Below are 15,680 nucleotides of genomic sequence, written 5' to 3'. Positions count from 1 at the left end.
GTCGCACGCTCGCCGCGCTGCTCGGCGCCGAGGGCGCGCGCCGCGCCTTCGCGCTGCTGGTGCTGCTGCCCATCCCGACGCTGATCCTGATCGCCGCGAGCGGCGCGCCGGGCGCGATCCTCGGCCTCGTCGGCGCGCCCGCGCTGGCGCCGCTGGTGTGGCGCTTCGGTCGTGCCGAGGGCGGGCCGGCGCTCAACGCCCTGCTGGTCGACACCGCGCGTGCCGGTACGCGCACCGGCTTGCTCGCCGCGGCCGGCATCGTCTTCGTCTCCAGCCTGTAGATCGCACCGATGAGCATCGACGTCCTGCTCCCCGCCGCCCTCGCCTTCATCATGTTCTCGGTCGGGCTGGCGCTGCAGGGGGCGGATTTCCACCGCGTGTTCGCACGCCCGCGCGCGCTGCTGATCGGCCTCCTCGGCCAGCTCGTGCTGGTGCCGCTGGCCGCGCTCGCGGTGGTGCTGGCCTTCGACCTGCCGGTGCTCCTCGGCATGGGCCTGATGGTGCTGGCGGCCTGCCCGGGCGGGGCGAGCTCGGGCTTCCTGACCCACCTCGCGCGCGCCAACGCGGCGCTGTCCTTGAGCCTTACCGTGATCAGCAGCCTGGCCGCGCTGCTGACCTTCCCGCTGCTGGTCAAGGCGGTGCTCGCCGCATTCGGCGAGGGCGTCTTCGGTGCGGACGGCAGCGTGCTGGCCGCGCTGCCGGTCGGCCGCCTGATCGGCAGCGTGCTGGTGGTGACGACAGTGCCGATCGTCGCCGGGATGCTGCTGCGGCGCCGGGCGCCCGCGCTCACGGCGCGCGCCGAGCCGCTCGTCGCCCGCGTCGCCACGCTGTTCTTCGCCGCCATCGTGGTCGCCACCTTCGTGTCGCATCGGCACACCATCCTCGCCAACCTGCTGTCGGTGGGACCGGCGACCCTGGTGCTCAACTTCGTCGTCATGGGCCTGGGCTACGGCCTGGTGATGCTGGCGGGCGCCGAGCGTCGGGACGCGGTCGCGGTGGCGATGGAGTGCGGGCTGCAGAACGCGGGGCTGGCGATCTTCGTCGCCATCGTGCTGCTGCGTCAGCCCGAGCTCGCCGTCGGCGCGGTGGTGTATGCGCTGACGATGAACTTCGGCGCGCTCGGCCTGGTGTTCGTGGCGCGCCGGCGCGAGGGCGCGCTCGCGCACGACGCCAAACGAGTCCTGCGGCTGCCCCCGGGGCCTCCGACGGGCTCTCGCGCCACGCCGCCGCGGCGTTGAACACCCACGTTCCGCGCCGGCGCCGGCTCTGCGGCGTGCGATACGGCCTCGATCGGGGCGCGTGCATCTGCACGCCGTATTCCGCTAACATCGGGCAGTTGATGACCGGCGGCTGAGATCCGCCGCCCCGACCGGCCCTCGATGTCGACGAGCGATCTGCCCCGCAAGCCGACCGGCGTGCTTGCCGCAACCCTGTTGATCCTGTTCGGCCTGGCGCTTTTTGTCGCGCTGGCCTGGTCCAGCCACGCCAGCCTGCGCGAACTCGAAGCGGTCACCGATGCGCGCTCGCGCTCGCGCAACGGGCTGCTGCTGGCCGCCGAGGCGCTGCGCCGGACGCTCGACGACCTGCCGCAGGCCCGCCTCGAGACCCTGTGGACCCTCGTCGAGCATCGCGTCGCGCTCGCCGAACGCAACATCGCCGACCGCCGCGCCTACGCGGAAGAAAATTCGCCGTGGAAGCAGCGCCTCGACGAGGGCCGCGACACCATGGATCGCATCCGCGCGCGCTTTGCCGGCATCGAGGCCATGCTGCGCGCCGAGATCGAGGCGCGCGATCGCAGCTTGTCGGCACTGCGGGCGCACGCGCTGCTTCTCAACGTGCTGCTGCCGGCAATCGGTGGCGCGCTGATTCTCGCCGCCTGGGGGCTGCTGCAGCGCGAGCGGCGCCGGCGCGTCGATGCGGAGGCGGCGCTGCTCGCCGCGAACGCCCGCCTGGAGGACACGGTCGCGTAGCGCACCGTCGAGTTGCAGAGGGCGCTCGGCGAGATCGAGGCGTTCGTGCACGGCCTCGACCGCAGCATCGAGGACGAGCGCAGGCGGCTCGCGCGCGAGGTGCATGACCAGCTCGGGCAGCTGCTTACCGCGCTCAAGATGATGGTGCACCGCGCCCTCCAGGGCGCGCCCGGACGGGAGCAGGACTGGCCGCAGATCGAGGCCGTGCTCGGCGAGGGCATCGCCACCGTGCGGCGGATCTCGGCGGCGCTGCGCCCGCCGCTGCTCGACGACCTTGGCCTGGAGGCGGCGCTCGGCCTCGCCGGCCGCCAGTTCGCCGAGCGCACCGGCCTGGCCTGCGAGGTCGCGCTCGTCGATGCCGGGCAGCTGAGCGCCGACCAGGCCAATCAGCTCTACCGCATCGCCCAGGAGGCGCTCACCAACGTCGCCCGCCACGCGCAGGCCCGCCGGGTGCGGGTCGAGGGCGTGGCGGTCGACGGCGAGTATCGCCTGGCGGTCGAGGACGACGGCGTCGGCATGGCGCCGCAGGCGCGCTCCTCGCTCGGGCTGCTGAGCATGCGCGAGCGCGCGGCGCTCGCCGGCGGCGAGCTGCACGTCGGCTCCGGCGCCGGGGGCGGGGTGAGGATCGAGGCGAGGGTGCCGCTGATCGCGACCGGGGGGGGAGGAGGATGAAGCTGTTGATCGTCGACGATCATCCGGTGATGCGCTTCGGCGTGCGCCAGCTCGTGACCCAACGCTGGCCCGACGCCGTGATCGGCGAGGCCTCCTGCCTGGCGCAGGCGCTCGAACAGGTGCGGGCGGCGGAATGGGAGCTCGCCGTGCTCGACCTGTCGATGCCCGACACCAGCGGGCTGGAGGGGCTCGTGCGGCTGCACCGTGCCGCACCGCACACCCGGCTGCTGGTGCTGAGCATGCACGACGAGGCGGCTTATGCGGCGCGTGCGCTGCAGCTCGGTGCCGCCGGCTACCTGACCAAGGAGCACGCGACTACCGAGCTGGTCGCCGCGATCGAGCGCGTGCGCGGCGGCCAGCGCTACATCAGCTCCGACCTCGCCGCCCGCCTCGCCGATCTGCTCTCGGGCGAGGCGCCGGCGCGTGCGCCGCACGAAACGCTGTCGGCGCAGGAATACCGCGTGCTGCTGCTGATCGCCGCCGGGCACGGCGCGAGCGAGATCGCCGAGATCATGCATCTGTCGGTGAAGACGGTGGGCACCTACCGCAGCCGCATCATCGACAAGACCGGACTCGCCAATACGGCGGAGATGGCGCGCTACTGTTCCGAGCACGGGCTGGTGGATCGGGGGGGCTGAGGGCGCGCGGGGGGAGGTTTTTCGGGCGAGGTGTCGCGAGCGAACCGGCGGTGGGGCGGGACTTGCGGTCGCCGCCTGCACTCGCGGCCCGTCGCTTTCGCGCCGGGCTGCCCTCGGCGGAGCACGTCGCGGGGGCGGCGACGCAAACTCGTCGCTGCGCTCCTCGGACATGCGTCGCCTTGTCTCCCCCGCGACGCCCTCCGCCTCGGCGCTCCTGAAGTTGGCGACCGCAAGTCCCGCCCCGCCGCCTGCGGCGTGCAGGCTGCGGTGTCGTCGGGTGAGGCTGCGGTGCCCCGCTGCCGATGTTGTAGGTGTTCGCCCTACAGCATGATCGGCGGGCCGCCGACCCCTGCATCGGCGAGGCGCCGCTGGGGGCGAGCGGCGCGGACGCGGAACATGGATGACGTCCGATCCCTCCGTGGAACCGCCATCATGCGCATCGTCATCGTCGAAGATTCCCCGCTCCTGCGGGACAACCTGATCCGCCTCTTTGCCGACCATCCCGAGCTGAGCGTGCTCGGCAGCGCGGCCGGCGAGGACGCGGCCGTCGCGCTGATCGCGGCGCAGCGCCCCGACACCGTGCTGCTCGACCTCTCGCTCTCCCAGGGCAGCGGCCTTGGCGTGCTGCGCCGGCTGCGCGCCACCCCGGGCCTGGCGCCGCGTGTGCTGGTGCTGAGCAGCCGGCCTGCCGACCCCTGGGAGGCGCTGTGTCTCGACGCCGGCGCGGATGCCTTCCTGGACAAGGCCGGCGACCCCAGCGTGCTGCTCGCCCAGCTCGCGAGCTGGATGCCGCCGCTGCCGCTCGACGAGCTGCGCCGCCGTCGCCGGCTGCAGCAGCTGCAGGTGCTCGATACCCGGGCCGAGCCCGCGCTGGACGCGATCGCCCGCCTCGCCGCACGCATCGCGGAGGCGCCGGTCGGGGTGATCAGCCTGGTGGACACCCACCGCCAGTGGTTCAAGGCGCGCGTGGGCGTCGAAGTGCAGACGACCTCGCGTTCGGTGAGTTTCTGCGCCCATGCGCTGCTGGGTGACGGCCTCTTCGAGGTCGAGGACGCCACCCTGGACCCGCGCTTCGCCGACAACCCGCTGGTGCGCGGCGACCCGGGGATCCGCTTTTATGCCGGCATGCCGCTGGTGATGCCGGGCGGCGAGGTGGTGGGGACGCTGTGCGTGATCGACTCCCGGCCGCGCCGCCTGGGTGCGACGGCGCGCGAGGCGCTGGCGGTGCTGGCGCGCAGCGTCACCGACGAGCTCGAGCTGCGCCAGCGTGTGGGCGAGCTCGAGGAGGAGGTCGCCCGCCGCCACGAGGCCGAGGCGCGCATCATGCAACTCGCCACCCGCGATGCGCTTACCGGGCTGCCCAACCGCGCCGCGTTGATGGACCGGCTGCACCAGGGGGTACGGGCCGCGCAGCGCAGCGGTAACCTGCTCGCTGTGCTCTTCCTCGATCTCGATCGCTTCAAGTGGATCAACGACACGCTCGGCCACGACCTCGGCGACGCCCTGTTGCAGGAGATGGCGCTGCGCCTGAGCCGGGCGGTGCGCGAGTGCGACACCGTCGCCCGCCTCGGCGGCGACGAGTTCGCGATCGTGCTCGGCGATCTCTGGCAGGTCGCGGATGCGGAGGCGGTGGCGGCCAAGATCGTGGACGTCATCACCCGGCCGCTGGAGGTGCGCGGGCATGCCCTGCGCGTGGGCGGCAGCGTGGGCGTGGCGGTGTACCCGTTCCAGGCCCACGACGAGGAGTCGCTGCTGCGCCACGCCGACCTGGCGATGTACCACGCCAAGGAGTCGGGCGGGAACCGCCACCAGCTCTTCTCCGAGCAGATGAACGCGCGCGCGGTCGAGCGCATGACCGTCGAGTCGGAGCTGCGCGCCGCCATCGCCGCCGGCCAGCTCGAGCTGCACTACCAGCCGCAGCTGTGCCTCGAAGACGGCCGGCTTGCCGGCATGGAGGCGCTGGTGCGCTGGCGCCATCCGCGCCTCGGCCTGCTCGCACCCGGCCGCTTCGTGCCGCTCGCCGAGGACTGCGGGCTGATCTGGGAGCTCGGTCTCGCGGTCCTGGAACTCGCGCTGGCGCAACTCGCGGCCTGGGACCGGGCCGGGCTGGAGGTGCCGCGCATCGCGGTGAATGTGTCCCCGGCGCAGCTGCGTCCGGAGCTGGTCGAGCGCATCGTGGAGATCCTCGACCGCCACGGCGTCGCCGCGCGCCGGCTGGAGATCGAGCTCACCGAGAGCGCGCTCACCGCCGACGGACCGGCCGCCAACGGCCTGTTGCAGGCGCTGCGCCGCATGGGCGCCTCGATCGCGATCGACGATTTCGGCGTGGGCTACTCCTCGCTGACCCTGCTGCGCCGGCTGCCGATCTCGGCACTCAAGATCGACCGCAGCTTCGTCGCCGAGCTCGCCACCAACCGCCAGGACGCGGCCATCGTCGAGGCGATCCTGCGCATGGCGCACAGCGTGGGCCTGCGCACCGTGGCCGAGGGCGTGGAGCATGCCGAACAGCAGGCGGCGCTCGGGGAGCTCGGCTGCCAGGAGATCCAGGGCTATCTGTGCGCGCGCCCGCTCGAGGCGAAGGCGGCAAGCGCCTGGCTCGCCGGGCAGCATGCGGGCGGGTTGGTGCCGAGCGCCGCGGCGGCGTGAGGGGGCGCCGGCTTGCGTCGGAACGCGGCTGCGGCCGCCGGTTCAGTGCGCTGCAGGCAGGCTGCGGGGGGCGACGACGACCGGGGTGGGCGCCGCGTGCGTGCGGTGCGGCGTACCGTGGAGCAGGGCGGCCTGTTCGGCGAGGGTGAAGTTGCCGTACTGCGAGTCGTGGGTGATCTCGTCGCCGATCCAGTGCGGCAGGCAGAGCGGGGTTTCCTCGTGCGGCAGTTCGACCTCGGCGACCACGAGGCCGGCGTGATGGCCCTGGAAGACATCGACCTCGAACACGTGGTGGGCGTGGTCGACCAGGTAGCGCGTCTTGCGCACCACCCGTCCGGCGCAGTGCCGCACGATCATCTGGTGGGCGTCGTCCACCGGGATCGGGTACTCGAATTCGTCGCGGCTGAAGCCCTGCTTGGGCGACTTCAGCGTCAGGAAGGCGCGCTCGCCGCGGATGCGGACTCGCGTCGACATGGAGCCGACCTCCTTGGCGAGGTAGCCCTGGATGATGGGCTCGCCTCTGCGTCCGTCGAGGATCCGGACGTCGCGGACGAGGAACCTGCGCTCGATCTCTTGCGCCATGGCTGGAAACCCTGTTGCAGAAGGTTCGAATTGTAGCAAAGGATTGCGGCGTGATTGTTGCGGTGCAATATTTCTCGGGGCCTCGATTGCGGACCTTCCCGTGCAGGACGTTGTTGCGGCCCAGGGCGGTCGCATGACCGGACGCCGGCTCCCACCGCGCGGTCACGGGACGCCTCTGGCGGGCCACGGCGGGCGGCCGATTGGCTAGACTGTCGGCCATCACCTCCACGGGATGGACCATGAGCGCACCCACCCTGATCGCATTGATTTCCCAGAAGGGCGGCTCGGGCAAGACCACGGTCGCCATGCAGCTCGCCGCCGGCCTCGCCCTCGAGGGCTACCGCGTCGCGCTGGCCGACCTCGATCCGCAGGAGAGCGCCTCGCGCTGGGCCGAGTCCGCGCCCGCCGATGCACCCTTCCCCGCCCGCGTGGTGCGCCTGTCCGGCAGTGCCGACGAGATGGGCAAGACCTTGAGACCGGTTGCCAACAAGGTCGATGTGGTGGTCATGGACTGCCCGCCGTCGATCGAGCATGCGCACACGATGAGCGCGCTCGCGCTGTGCGACATCGCCCTGGTGCCGGTGGTGCCGGGCCCGACCGACCTGTGGGCGACGCGCGGCATCGAGCGCCTGATCCTCGAGCGCAAGCGCAGCCGCCCCGGCCTGCGCGGCGCGCTGCTGCCCAACCGCGTGACGCGCACCGCGCTGTCGGCGGACGTACTCGAGGTGCTGCGCGACTTCACCCTGCCGGTGCTCGACGCCGCGCTGTCGCAGCGCAGCGCCTATGCGCTGGGCGCGGTGCGCGGGACCTCGGTGTTCGGCCTGGGGCGGTCCGCCGCGCCCGCGCAGGAAGAGGTGGCGCGCCTGGTCGCGGCGGTCGTCAAGTTGATCGAGGAGCGAGGATGAGCGCCACCAGCAGCGGACTGAAGTCGAAGCTGCGCGAGACCCTGAAGCAGGAGGACGCCGCGCTCGCCGAGCGCAGCCGGGCGGTCGCGAAGCCGGCTGCGGCGCAGCCTCGTGTGGGCAAGCCGGACGCCGCGGAGCCTGCCGCCACCGCGACGCCGACGACCGCCGCGCAGGCGCTGCAGCCGACGGTGGGTGGATCCGCTGCGGCGGAGAAGCGTGCCACGGCAACGCTGCTCGAGCTTGCCGCGCCCGCCGCGGCCGGGCGCCGCGACAAGGGCGAGAAGGTCGAGCGCGATTCGTTCTCGATGCCGGCGCGCGAGCACAAGCGCATCAAGGCGTTGCGCGAGGCGCTCGGCGAGCACGGTGTGCTCGTGAGCAAGTCCGCGCTGCTGCGCGCCGGCCTCGCGCTGCTGGCCGAGCGCGACACCGGCGAGATCGCCCGCCTGGTCGCGGCCCTGCCCAAGGTGGCGAAGGGCAAGCGCAAGAGGCGCTGACGCGGGAACCGCGATGGTGCCCAGGGAGCAGCGCCGCAAGGCGCGAACCGGGCTCCCGGGAGACTTCGGGCCTGGGCTCGGGCGGGAGCGCGGTGGTCGCAGCGCAGCGGATTTGCGCACACGCCTGCGCAAGCGCGGTATCGCGACTCGCGTCGCTCCTACAGGCCCTGCGGAAGCCGCGTCGGTTTTCCGTCGGCGCGACGCGCGTCGCGATTTTCGGCGCCTGCGAATCCGAGCAGCCGCAACCAGTAGCGCAGTCCGGCCGGCCAGGTGTCCGCGGCCGCGCGCAGCAGGTCGGCGGTCGACACGTGGGTGGAGAAGGCGCGCGAGTCGGGCTCGGCGAGCAGGCGTGCCGGCCACTCGGCGGCGAAGCGCTGCAGGCCGAGGCCGAGCAGCGGCAGGTCGGTGTCGTGACCGGCGCCGAGGTCGCCGAGCACGCCGGCGAGCGACAGCCAGCTCTTGCGGAACACCGCGAGTTGCTCGCCGAAGCCGCCCGCGCCCTGCAGCGCCAGCGCATCGAGCAGCCCGACCAGCCAGTCGAAGCCGAGCGGCCGGCCGCTGCGCACCAGGGTATCGAGCGCGTGCTCGACGGTGGCGCCGATCGGGGCGGCGCGGGTGTCGCGCAGGCCCAGCCCGGCGAGGCCGGCCATGATGCGTGATGCGTCGAGTGCGAGAGCGGCGAGAGCGACTTCCACCAGGGCCTCGCGCTCGGCCTTGCTCAGGCGCGCGGTGAGGCTCCAGTCGAGCACCGCCACGCGGCCGTCGGGGGCGAGCAGCAGGTTGCCGCCGTGGAGGTCGCCATGGAAGGGCGCGTCCTCGCCGCACGACCAGAAGGGGCGGGCGAGCAGGCCGCCGACGAGGGCGCGGCCGAGGCGGCGGGATTCGTGCGCGGACAGCGCGGCGTCGGCGAGCTTGGGGCCGTCGATGCGCTCCATCGCGGTCAGCGCGGGCGTGCACCAGGGCAGCAGCGCCGGCACGAAGACGTCGGCGTCGGCGGCGAACAGCGCCGCGGCGGCGCGCAGGTTGGCCTGCTCGCGGTCGAGACGGATCTCCTGCACGAGCAGGCGGCTGGCGGCGGCGAGGTGGCTGCGGTAGTCGATGGCGGGCAGGCCGAACTCCGCCCCCCGGCGTTCGAGGAAGTCGCCGAGCGCGGGCAGGATGGCGAGCTCCTCGGCCAGCCGTTCGCCGATGCCGGGCTTGAGCGCCTTGAACACGCCCTCATGGCTGCGCCCGTCCTGCCGCCACGAGAAGGGCAGCACCACGGCCACGCTGCCTTCGGCGAGCGCGCGGTCGGCGAGGTGGAGGCCGTGGCCAGCGCCGAGCTCGGCGCGGATGCGGGCGTGCAGGGCGCCGTCGTCCGTGCTCGCGGGGAGGGATTCGAGCGCCTGCAGGTGGCGGCGCAGTTCCGCGTCGAGGCCGGGCTGGCGCGCGACGACCTGGCCGAGCTTGTGCAGTGTGGGACAGCGCGCGAGCAGGGCGGTGGCGCGCGCGGCGGAGACGCTCGCGGCGAGCGCGAGCTGCTCGGCGACGATCGCCCCGAGGCGGGCTTCCGGCAGCCGATCGAGGAAGAAGGCCATTCCCTCGAGCAGCAGCGGACGCCAGGCGGAGAGGGACTCGGGCAGCAGGGCGTCGAGGCCGAGCGACTCGAACAGTTCGGTGCCGAGGTCGGGATCCATGGCGGAGAATCTGCGGAAGCGCGCCGGGCTCAGCGCTTGCGGGCCGCAGCCTTGCGCTGCGAGGATTTCTTCTTGCCGGCCCGGGCCTTCTCATCATCCTTCGCGGCGGTGCGCTTCAACGGCGGCAGCGCATCGAGCAGAGCGATCGTTTCCGCATGGTCGAGGGCCGCGAGCGCCGCAAGGCCGGCGCGCACCAGCTCGGACTTGCGCGCCGGCCGGCCGGCGGCCTTCATCGTGCTGCGCAGGGCATCGAGGCGGCGCAGGTCGCTGGCGACCAGAGCGAAGGATTCGCGCTTGCGCTTCTCGGGTTTCGCCTTGGCGGGCTCTGCCGGCAGGGGTGGGGCCTCGGTTTCCGGGCGGGTTGGGGGCCGTGTTCCGGCGATTTCGGGCAGACGCTCGTCGAGCGCGACATCTTCCTGCTTCAGGCTGGCGCGCAAGGCGCTGCGGGTGTGGGTGCTCACGGTGCGCTCCTCGGGGGCTTCAGCGCCGCATTCTAGGCTGCGCTTGCGCGCTCATGCACGTGCGCACGGGCGCGCGCAAGGAGATCAGCCGTGCTCGCCGCGGCGCAGGCGCTCCAGGTTGCGATGCCAGTCGGCGAGCGCGTCGGCGTCGTCGAGCAGGTCGGCGACGTGCTTCCTCGTTCGCGATTGCCAGCGCGCGGTGAGCTGCGCACCGAGGCTCTCGAGGCCTGCATGGAGGCCGAGGCGGTCGCCCGTCGGCGTGCCGGGGGCGGTGAGATGAGCGTGCGTCTGCATGATGCTTCCTCCTGTCGAATCGAAACCAAGCAAAAAATCCGCGCTGCGCCCGCAATTCACACTCGACCCCTCGCGGCTCACGCTTCCAGCACATACGTCCCCGGTGCATCCCCCAGCGCGGGATGGCGTTCGTCGGCGGCGGGGCGTGCGGCTACGAGCTCGCCGGCGCGCGGCTTCAGCCAGGCCATCCAGTCCTCCCACCAGCTGCCTTCGCGCAGCGCGGCGCGCTCGCGCCAGAGTGGCGCGCGGTCGGCGCGATGGGCGGTGGCGACACGGTAGTGGCGCCTGGGCGGCGTCACCGGCGGGTTGACGATGCCGAGGATGTGGCCGGAGCTCGACAGCACGAAGCGCTTGTCGGCGGCGACGTGGTGCATGGTGTGGAAGGTCTGCGCCCACGGCGCGATGTGGTCGTCTTCCGCGGCCACCGCGTAGAGCGGCTGGCGGATGCGGCGCAGGTCGATCGGCTCGCCCGCGACGACGAGGGCGTCGGGCTGGACGAGGCGGTTGTTCAGGTAGAGCTCGCGCAGGTACCAGGCGTGCATCGCGGCGGGCATGCGCGTGGTGTCCATGTTCCAGTACAGCACGTCGAAGGGCGCGGGCGACTCGCCATAGAGCCAGCCGTGCACCACGTAGTGCCAGATCAGGCTGTTCGAGCGCAGCAGGCGGAAGGAGGCGGCCATGTCCTTGCCATCGAGGTAGCCCTTCTCCTTCATCTGTTCGCTCAGGTGGGCGACGCTCTCCTCGTCGATGAAGACCTCGATGTCGCCCGGCTTGTGGAAGTCCACCAGGGTGGTGAACAGCGTCCAGTCGCGCACCGGCACGGCGTCCTCGCCGTAATGGCGCGCCGCCCAGGCCATCCAGGTGGCGAGCGCGGTGCCGCCGATGCAGTAACCGACCGCGTGCACCCGCTCGGCCCCGCTGCATTCGCGCGCCACCCGCACGATCGCGGAGATGCCCTCGACGAGGTAGTCGTCGAAGCGGACCTCGCGCATCGATGCGTCGGGGTTCTTCCAGCTCGTGATGTAGACGTCCAGACCCTGGTCGAGCAGGTAGCGCACCATGCTCTTCCTGGGGTTGAGATCGAGGATGTAGAACTTGTTGATCCAGGGGGTGACGATGACCACCGGCTCGGCATGCACCTGCGGCTGCGTGGGCGCGTAGTGGATGACCTCGAGCAGGCGGTTGCGGAAGATCACCGCGCCCGGCGTGGTGCCGAGGTTGTCGCCGACGTGGAAGCCGTCGGGATCCGTCATGCGCACGTTGCCCGCCTGCAGGTCGGCGAGCATGTTCTGCCAGCCCTGCCACAGGCTGTGGCCGCGGGTGTCGATGAAGCGTCGCAGCGCGATCGGGTTGGACCAGAGATAGTTGGTCGGCGCCACCGCGTTGAGCCACTTGCGCCACCAGAACGCCGCGCGCCGGCGCTCCTTGCCGGACAGCCCGGGGGTCTCGTAGAGCATGTCCTGGACGTGGTGGGTGAAGGCGAGATACCACTCCTTCACCAGGTCCCAGGTGGCCGAGTCGGTCCATACGGGGTCGGCGAAGCGTGGATCGTCGGCGTGCGGCTTGACCGGGTCGGCGCTGGGCAGGCCGAGCGCGCGCCGCCAGGTGTGCCACTGCAGCTGCCAGAGGTCGGTGCCGAGGCCGGCGAGGCGCTCGCCGAGCTCCTGCGGATGCATCAGCCAGGCCATCTGCGCATGCAGGATGGGTGCGGCGATGCCGAAGGGGTCGGCGCGTGCGGTCAGGCCCTCGCCGATCGCGGCGATGTGGCGGTAAACCGCCCGTCCGTCGGGGAGGCCGTTGCGGCCATTGGAGACCATGCGGCCATTGTGGCCGTTCGAGTCGGGCGGGGCCGGGTGCGCGCCCCGGTCCGGTTGCTGCTTGGCAGAAGGGGCCGTCGCCGGCCGTTTGCCGCCCCGTCGTGAAGCTGGCATGAGAAATCGCCTCCGTGCGCATCCCGTGCGGAGGGGGCCGCTACCCCGCCCGACGATCGCGCGCTGGTCGTTGAACATAATCTGCGCCCGGCGCTTGACAGCCGTATTGCGCTTTCGTGAAGCGTGTCTTGCGCAGCGCAGCAAGGTGCGGATTCATCGTGACATGACTGTCACATTTCACCCACAGAATCCTTCACGAATACCGGGAGGATGTCATGGAGAAGATCGAGGCCGTCGCCAGCCTGGGACAGGCGGAACTGCTCAGGCCGGCGCGCGTGCGTGCGGCGCTGGCCGCCAACGATCGACTGAAGCTCTATCTCAGCGTGCTGCAGGCGGCGCACGACTGCGCGCAGCGCGGCGACGCCCGCGCGCTCGACCTCGCGCGCGAGTTCGCCGTCGCCGGAGTCGATGCGCCCTGGCTGGCGCAGCTGCCGGCCACCGCCTACCGCGAGGGCAAGGAGCTGCATGTGGCCGGGCTCGACCGGCTGGCCGGCCTGCTCGCCGAGGACCTGTGCACCATGGCGCGCCCGCTCGAAGGCGATGCGGACTTCGCCGCGCGCTGTGCGCACTGGTGCGCCTGGCTCGAAGCGCTCGCGCCGGACACGCTGTCGTCGGCCCAGCTCCACGCGCTCACCAGCGGCAAGCGCGGCAAGGACGACAGCCTGCACCTGCTGGTGATGGACCTGCACAAGGCGCTCAACCGGCTCGCTTCGGAGCTCTCCAGCGAGACCATCGACGGCGCCCACGTATGGCAGGTGGATGCGACCGATCGCTCGCGCATCGCCGCCTTCATGCGCGGGCTCAACGCCACCCGTGCGCTCAAGCTCGATCATCCCGGGCTGGACACCGCCGCCACCCGCGACGGTGCGCGCCTGCTGCTGCAGAACGACATCTGCACCAACGACGCCCACGTGCTGGTGATTCAGGTCGAGGGTCTGCGCGTCGTGCTCACCTACTCCGATCTCCACCGTCGCCGCTTCGCCTTCTTCCAGTCGCTGCTGTGCGAGGTCGGCGCCAACTGGAGCGAGCCGCAGGCGCGCACCAGCGCCGGGCTCAACTTCGGCGCCACCTATTACGTCGGCACCGCGACCTTCGACTGTGCGGACGAGGAGGCGCTGTGCGGGGTGCTGGAGGGCATCGGCACGCGCATCGTGTTCCTCATCGACTGGAACCGCGCGCGCAAGCGGCTCGAACAGTTCGTCGGCAAGACCGACGCGGTGGCGATCCTCGCCGAGGCCGCACGCCGGCGCGTCGGTCACATGGCCTGGCTGGCCGCCGGCGGCGAGCAGCTGGTGTTCGGCGCGATGCAGGCGCTAGGGCCGGAGTACTTCCGCATCGGCGACCGCCTCGACGGCGTGCTCGGCACCGAGAAGGCCCGCGCCTTCGTACTCGAGAGCATGGCGCTGGCGAGCGCGGCGATGCAGCAGCGCCAGCCGCTCGCGCTGGTCGCGGACGACACCCGCCTGCTGCTCGCGCGCTACCTGCACCGGCACGACGAGTTCGACCTGCTCGCCGAACACGCGGCCTACTGCCATGCGCTCGCCGAGGGTCTGCGCGACGGCCTCGCCCACGGCCACGAGCGCGACCGCAAGGCGGCGCGCGAATTCTCCGAGCGCGCCAAGGACTGGGAGCGCCGCGCCGACCAGCTGGTGATGGACGCACGTGCGCGCGCCGAGGCGCGACCGCGCTGGGAGGCCTTCGCCGAGCTGGTGGAGACCGCCGACGACGTCGCCGACGCGCTCGAGGAGGCCGCCTTCCTGCTCTCGCTGATCGCCGCCGATCACCACCAGGGCTGGCGCGGCGAGGTGCACCAGACCATGCAGCTGCTCGCCGACGCGGTGCTCGGTGCGGCGCAGGACCACGTGCGCGCGCTCGAGATTGCGCGCGGATTCGGCGAGGACAGCAGCGCCGAGGACCACGAGGCGTTCGTCGCCGCGCTGTGGCGGGTGCTCAACGCCGAGCGCCAGTGCGACGTGCTGCTGCGCGACGTGCGCCGCGCGCTCGCCGAGCACGTCAGCGACGCGGCGACGCTGAACCTGAGCACGGACTTCGCCCAAGCGCTCGAGTCGGCCACCGACTGGCTGCTGGCGACCGGCTACGGCCTGCGCCGGCTGGTCTTCAGCCGCGCGGGGGTGGGGCGATGAGCGCGCAACACAACGAGGAGAGTCCGATGATGGCGCATCCCGATGCGGCGTCCGCCGCCGCGCCGGCCGACGCCCGTCGTGTCGTCCGCCTGATCCACGCCGACGCGCCCCTGCCCGCCGATTGCAGCGCCGAGGCGCTCGGCTCCAAGGCGTGGAACCTCGCGCGCATGGCCGCGCTCGGCCTGCCGGTGCCCCCGGCCTTCGTGATCGGTACCGGATGGTGTGCCGAACCCGGCGCGCTCGCCGAGGCCGCGTGGCGGCCGGCGCTCGCCGAGCTGGAGCGCCTGAGCGGGCTGCGCCTCGGCGACACGCGCCATCCGCTGCTGCTTTCGGTGCGCTCCGGTGCGCCGGTGTCGATGCCGGGGATGATGGAGACCCTGCTCGACATCGGCCTCACCGAGACCACGCTGTCCGGCCTGCTGCGCGTCAGCGGCCATCCACGCCTGACCTGGGATGCCTACCGGCGCCTGATCGCCGGCTATGGCGAGGTGGTCGCCGGGATCGACGCGCAGCATTTCGACGCCGACCTCGAGGCCGTGCGCGGCGAGTGTGGCGAGTGCGGCCAGGGCGACGAGCGCGTGCTCGACTTCGCGGCGCTGCGCGAGCTCGCCGCCCGCCACCTCGACACCTACCGGCGCGAAGCCGGCGAGGCCTTCCCGCAGGATGCGCACGAGCAGCTGCGCCAGGCCATCGCCGCGGTGTTCGCGTCCTGGCATGCGGACAAGGCGCGCGCCTACCGCGCGATGCACGGCCTGGCCGACGACATGGGCACTGCGGTCACGGTGCAGCGCATGGTGTTCGGCAACGCCGGCGGGCTGTCGGGCGCGGGCGTGGGCTTCACGCGCGACCCGAGCAGCGGCGAGCCGCGGCCATGGGTGGATTTCCTCTTCAACGCGCAGGGCGAGGACGTGGTCAGCGGCCGGCGCAGCGCGCACGGCCACGACGAGCTCGCCGCGGTCGCCCCCGCGGTGTGGCAGGCCGTGCTCGACGTGACCGCCCGCCTGGAGCGCGCCTTCGGCGACATGCAGGACTTCGAGTTCACCGTGCAGCAGGGCGTGCTCCACCTGCTGCAGACGCGTGCCGGCAAGCGCACGCCGCAAGCGGCGGCGCGGATCGCGCTCGACCTGCTCGACGAGGGCGTGATCGATGCGGAAACCGCGCGTGTCCGCACCGCCGCGCTGGATGTGCGCGCGCTCGCCGAGCACCGCATCGTGCGCGCCGACGGTGCCGCGCTCGTGCCGCTCGGCCGCGCCGCGAGCGCGGCGAG

Annotated in this window: 14 protein-coding genes and 1 pseudogene; 10 read left to right on the top strand and 5 right to left on the bottom strand. The window is 72.4% G+C overall.

From position 1 onward, the window contains the following. The 6 genes and pseudogenes from C665_RS13625 to C665_RS13600 all read left to right on the top strand — a co-directional run. A pseudogene (locus C665_RS13625) lies at positions 1-281 on the top strand (1,4-dihydroxy-2-naphthoate octaprenyltransferase); the annotation flags it as partial. A gap of 9 nt (positions 282-290) precedes the next feature. Next, positions 291-1,238, top strand: coding sequence for a bile acid:sodium symporter family protein (locus tag C665_RS13620; RefSeq protein ID WP_004314873.1), 948 nt, complete (start codon positions 291-293; stop codon positions 1,236-1,238). A 141-nt stretch (positions 1,239-1,379) separates the two neighbouring features. Beyond that, the gene (locus C665_RS13615; RefSeq protein WP_004314872.1) at positions 1,380-1,970 is read left to right on the top strand and encodes an MCP four helix bundle domain-containing protein; all 591 of its coding nucleotides are present in this window, start codon (positions 1,380-1,382) and stop codon (positions 1,968-1,970) included. Positions 1,971-1,982: 12 nt separating this feature from the next. Further along, the gene (locus C665_RS13610) at positions 1,983-2,642 is read left to right on the top strand and encodes a sensor histidine kinase (protein ID WP_004314871.1); all 660 of its coding nucleotides are present in this window, start codon (positions 1,983-1,985) and stop codon (positions 2,640-2,642) included. Next, positions 2,639-3,280 (top strand): response regulator, encoded by a 642-nt coding sequence (locus tag C665_RS13605; protein ID WP_004314870.1) that lies wholly within the window; start codon positions 2,639-2,641, stop codon positions 3,278-3,280. Before C665_RS13610 ends, C665_RS13605 begins: the two co-directional genes overlap by 4 nt. Before the next feature lie 432 nt (positions 3,281-3,712). Continuing rightward, positions 3,713-5,926, top strand: coding sequence for an EAL domain-containing protein (locus tag C665_RS13600; protein WP_004314869.1), 2,214 nt, complete (start codon positions 3,713-3,715; stop codon positions 5,924-5,926). 42 nt (positions 5,927-5,968) lie between these two features. Here C665_RS13600 and C665_RS13595 read toward each other — a convergent pair whose 3' ends face one another. Then, on the bottom strand, positions 5,969-6,508 hold the full coding sequence (locus tag C665_RS13595) for a CYTH domain-containing protein (protein WP_004314868.1): 540 nt from the start codon (positions 6,506-6,508) through the stop codon (positions 5,969-5,971). A gap of 239 nt (positions 6,509-6,747) precedes the next feature. Between C665_RS13595 and parA the strand changes: the two genes are divergently transcribed. Further along, positions 6,748-7,413 carry a ParA family partition ATPase gene (gene parA / locus C665_RS13590; RefSeq protein WP_004314867.1) on the top strand — a complete coding sequence of 222 codons (666 nt, stop codon included), beginning with the start codon at positions 6,748-6,750 and terminating at the stop codon, positions 7,411-7,413. Continuing rightward, the gene (locus tag C665_RS13585) at positions 7,410-7,907 is read left to right on the top strand and encodes a hypothetical protein (RefSeq protein ID WP_004314866.1); all 498 of its coding nucleotides are present in this window, start codon (positions 7,410-7,412) and stop codon (positions 7,905-7,907) included. The genes parA and C665_RS13585 overlap by 4 nt, the downstream gene beginning before the upstream one ends. Positions 7,908-8,065: 158 nt before the next feature. On the opposite strand, the gene C665_RS13580 is transcribed toward C665_RS13585, so the two are convergent. The 4 genes from C665_RS13580 to C665_RS13565 form a co-directional block, all read right to left on the bottom strand. Further along, positions 8,066-9,583, bottom strand: a complete 1,518-nt coding sequence (locus C665_RS13580) for an AarF/UbiB family protein (protein ID WP_004314865.1) — start codon at positions 9,581-9,583, stop codon at positions 8,066-8,068. Positions 9,584-9,612: 29 nt separating this feature from the next. Then, the gene (locus tag C665_RS13575) at positions 9,613-10,020 is read right to left on the bottom strand and encodes a hypothetical protein (RefSeq protein ID WP_245537174.1); all 408 of its coding nucleotides are present in this window, start codon (positions 10,018-10,020) and stop codon (positions 9,613-9,615) included. 108 nt (positions 10,021-10,128) lie between these two features. Then, on the bottom strand, positions 10,129-10,338 hold the full coding sequence (locus C665_RS13570; protein WP_004314862.1) for a hypothetical protein: 210 nt from the start codon (positions 10,336-10,338) through the stop codon (positions 10,129-10,131). 77 nt (positions 10,339-10,415) lie between these two features. After that, positions 10,416-12,155: a PHA/PHB synthase family protein gene (locus tag C665_RS13565; protein ID WP_004314860.1), complete on the bottom strand. Its 1,740-nt coding sequence runs from the start codon at positions 12,153-12,155 to the stop codon at positions 10,416-10,418. Between the two features lie 329 nt (positions 12,156-12,484). Here C665_RS13565 and C665_RS13560 point away from each other — a divergent pair, with 329 nt between their 5' ends. Together C665_RS13560 and C665_RS13555 are read left to right on the top strand one after the other, a co-directional pair. Continuing rightward, positions 12,485-14,413: a DUF47 family protein gene (locus tag C665_RS13560; protein ID WP_004314858.1), complete on the top strand. Its 1,929-nt coding sequence runs from the start codon at positions 12,485-12,487 to the stop codon at positions 14,411-14,413. Positions 14,414-14,439: 26 nt separating this feature from the next. Further along, the coding region (locus tag C665_RS13555) for a PEP/pyruvate-binding domain-containing protein (RefSeq protein WP_004314855.1) at positions 14,440-15,680 on the top strand (1,241 nt) is incomplete at its 3' end.

It is taken from the genome of Thauera aminoaromatica S2 (genome assembly GCF_000310185.1).
Classification (GTDB): Bacteria; Pseudomonadota; Gammaproteobacteria; order Burkholderiales; family Rhodocyclaceae; genus Thauera; species Thauera aminoaromatica.
The sequence above is the reverse complement of the archived record's forward strand: the minus strand, read 5'-3'. Positions and strand labels throughout refer to the sequence as shown.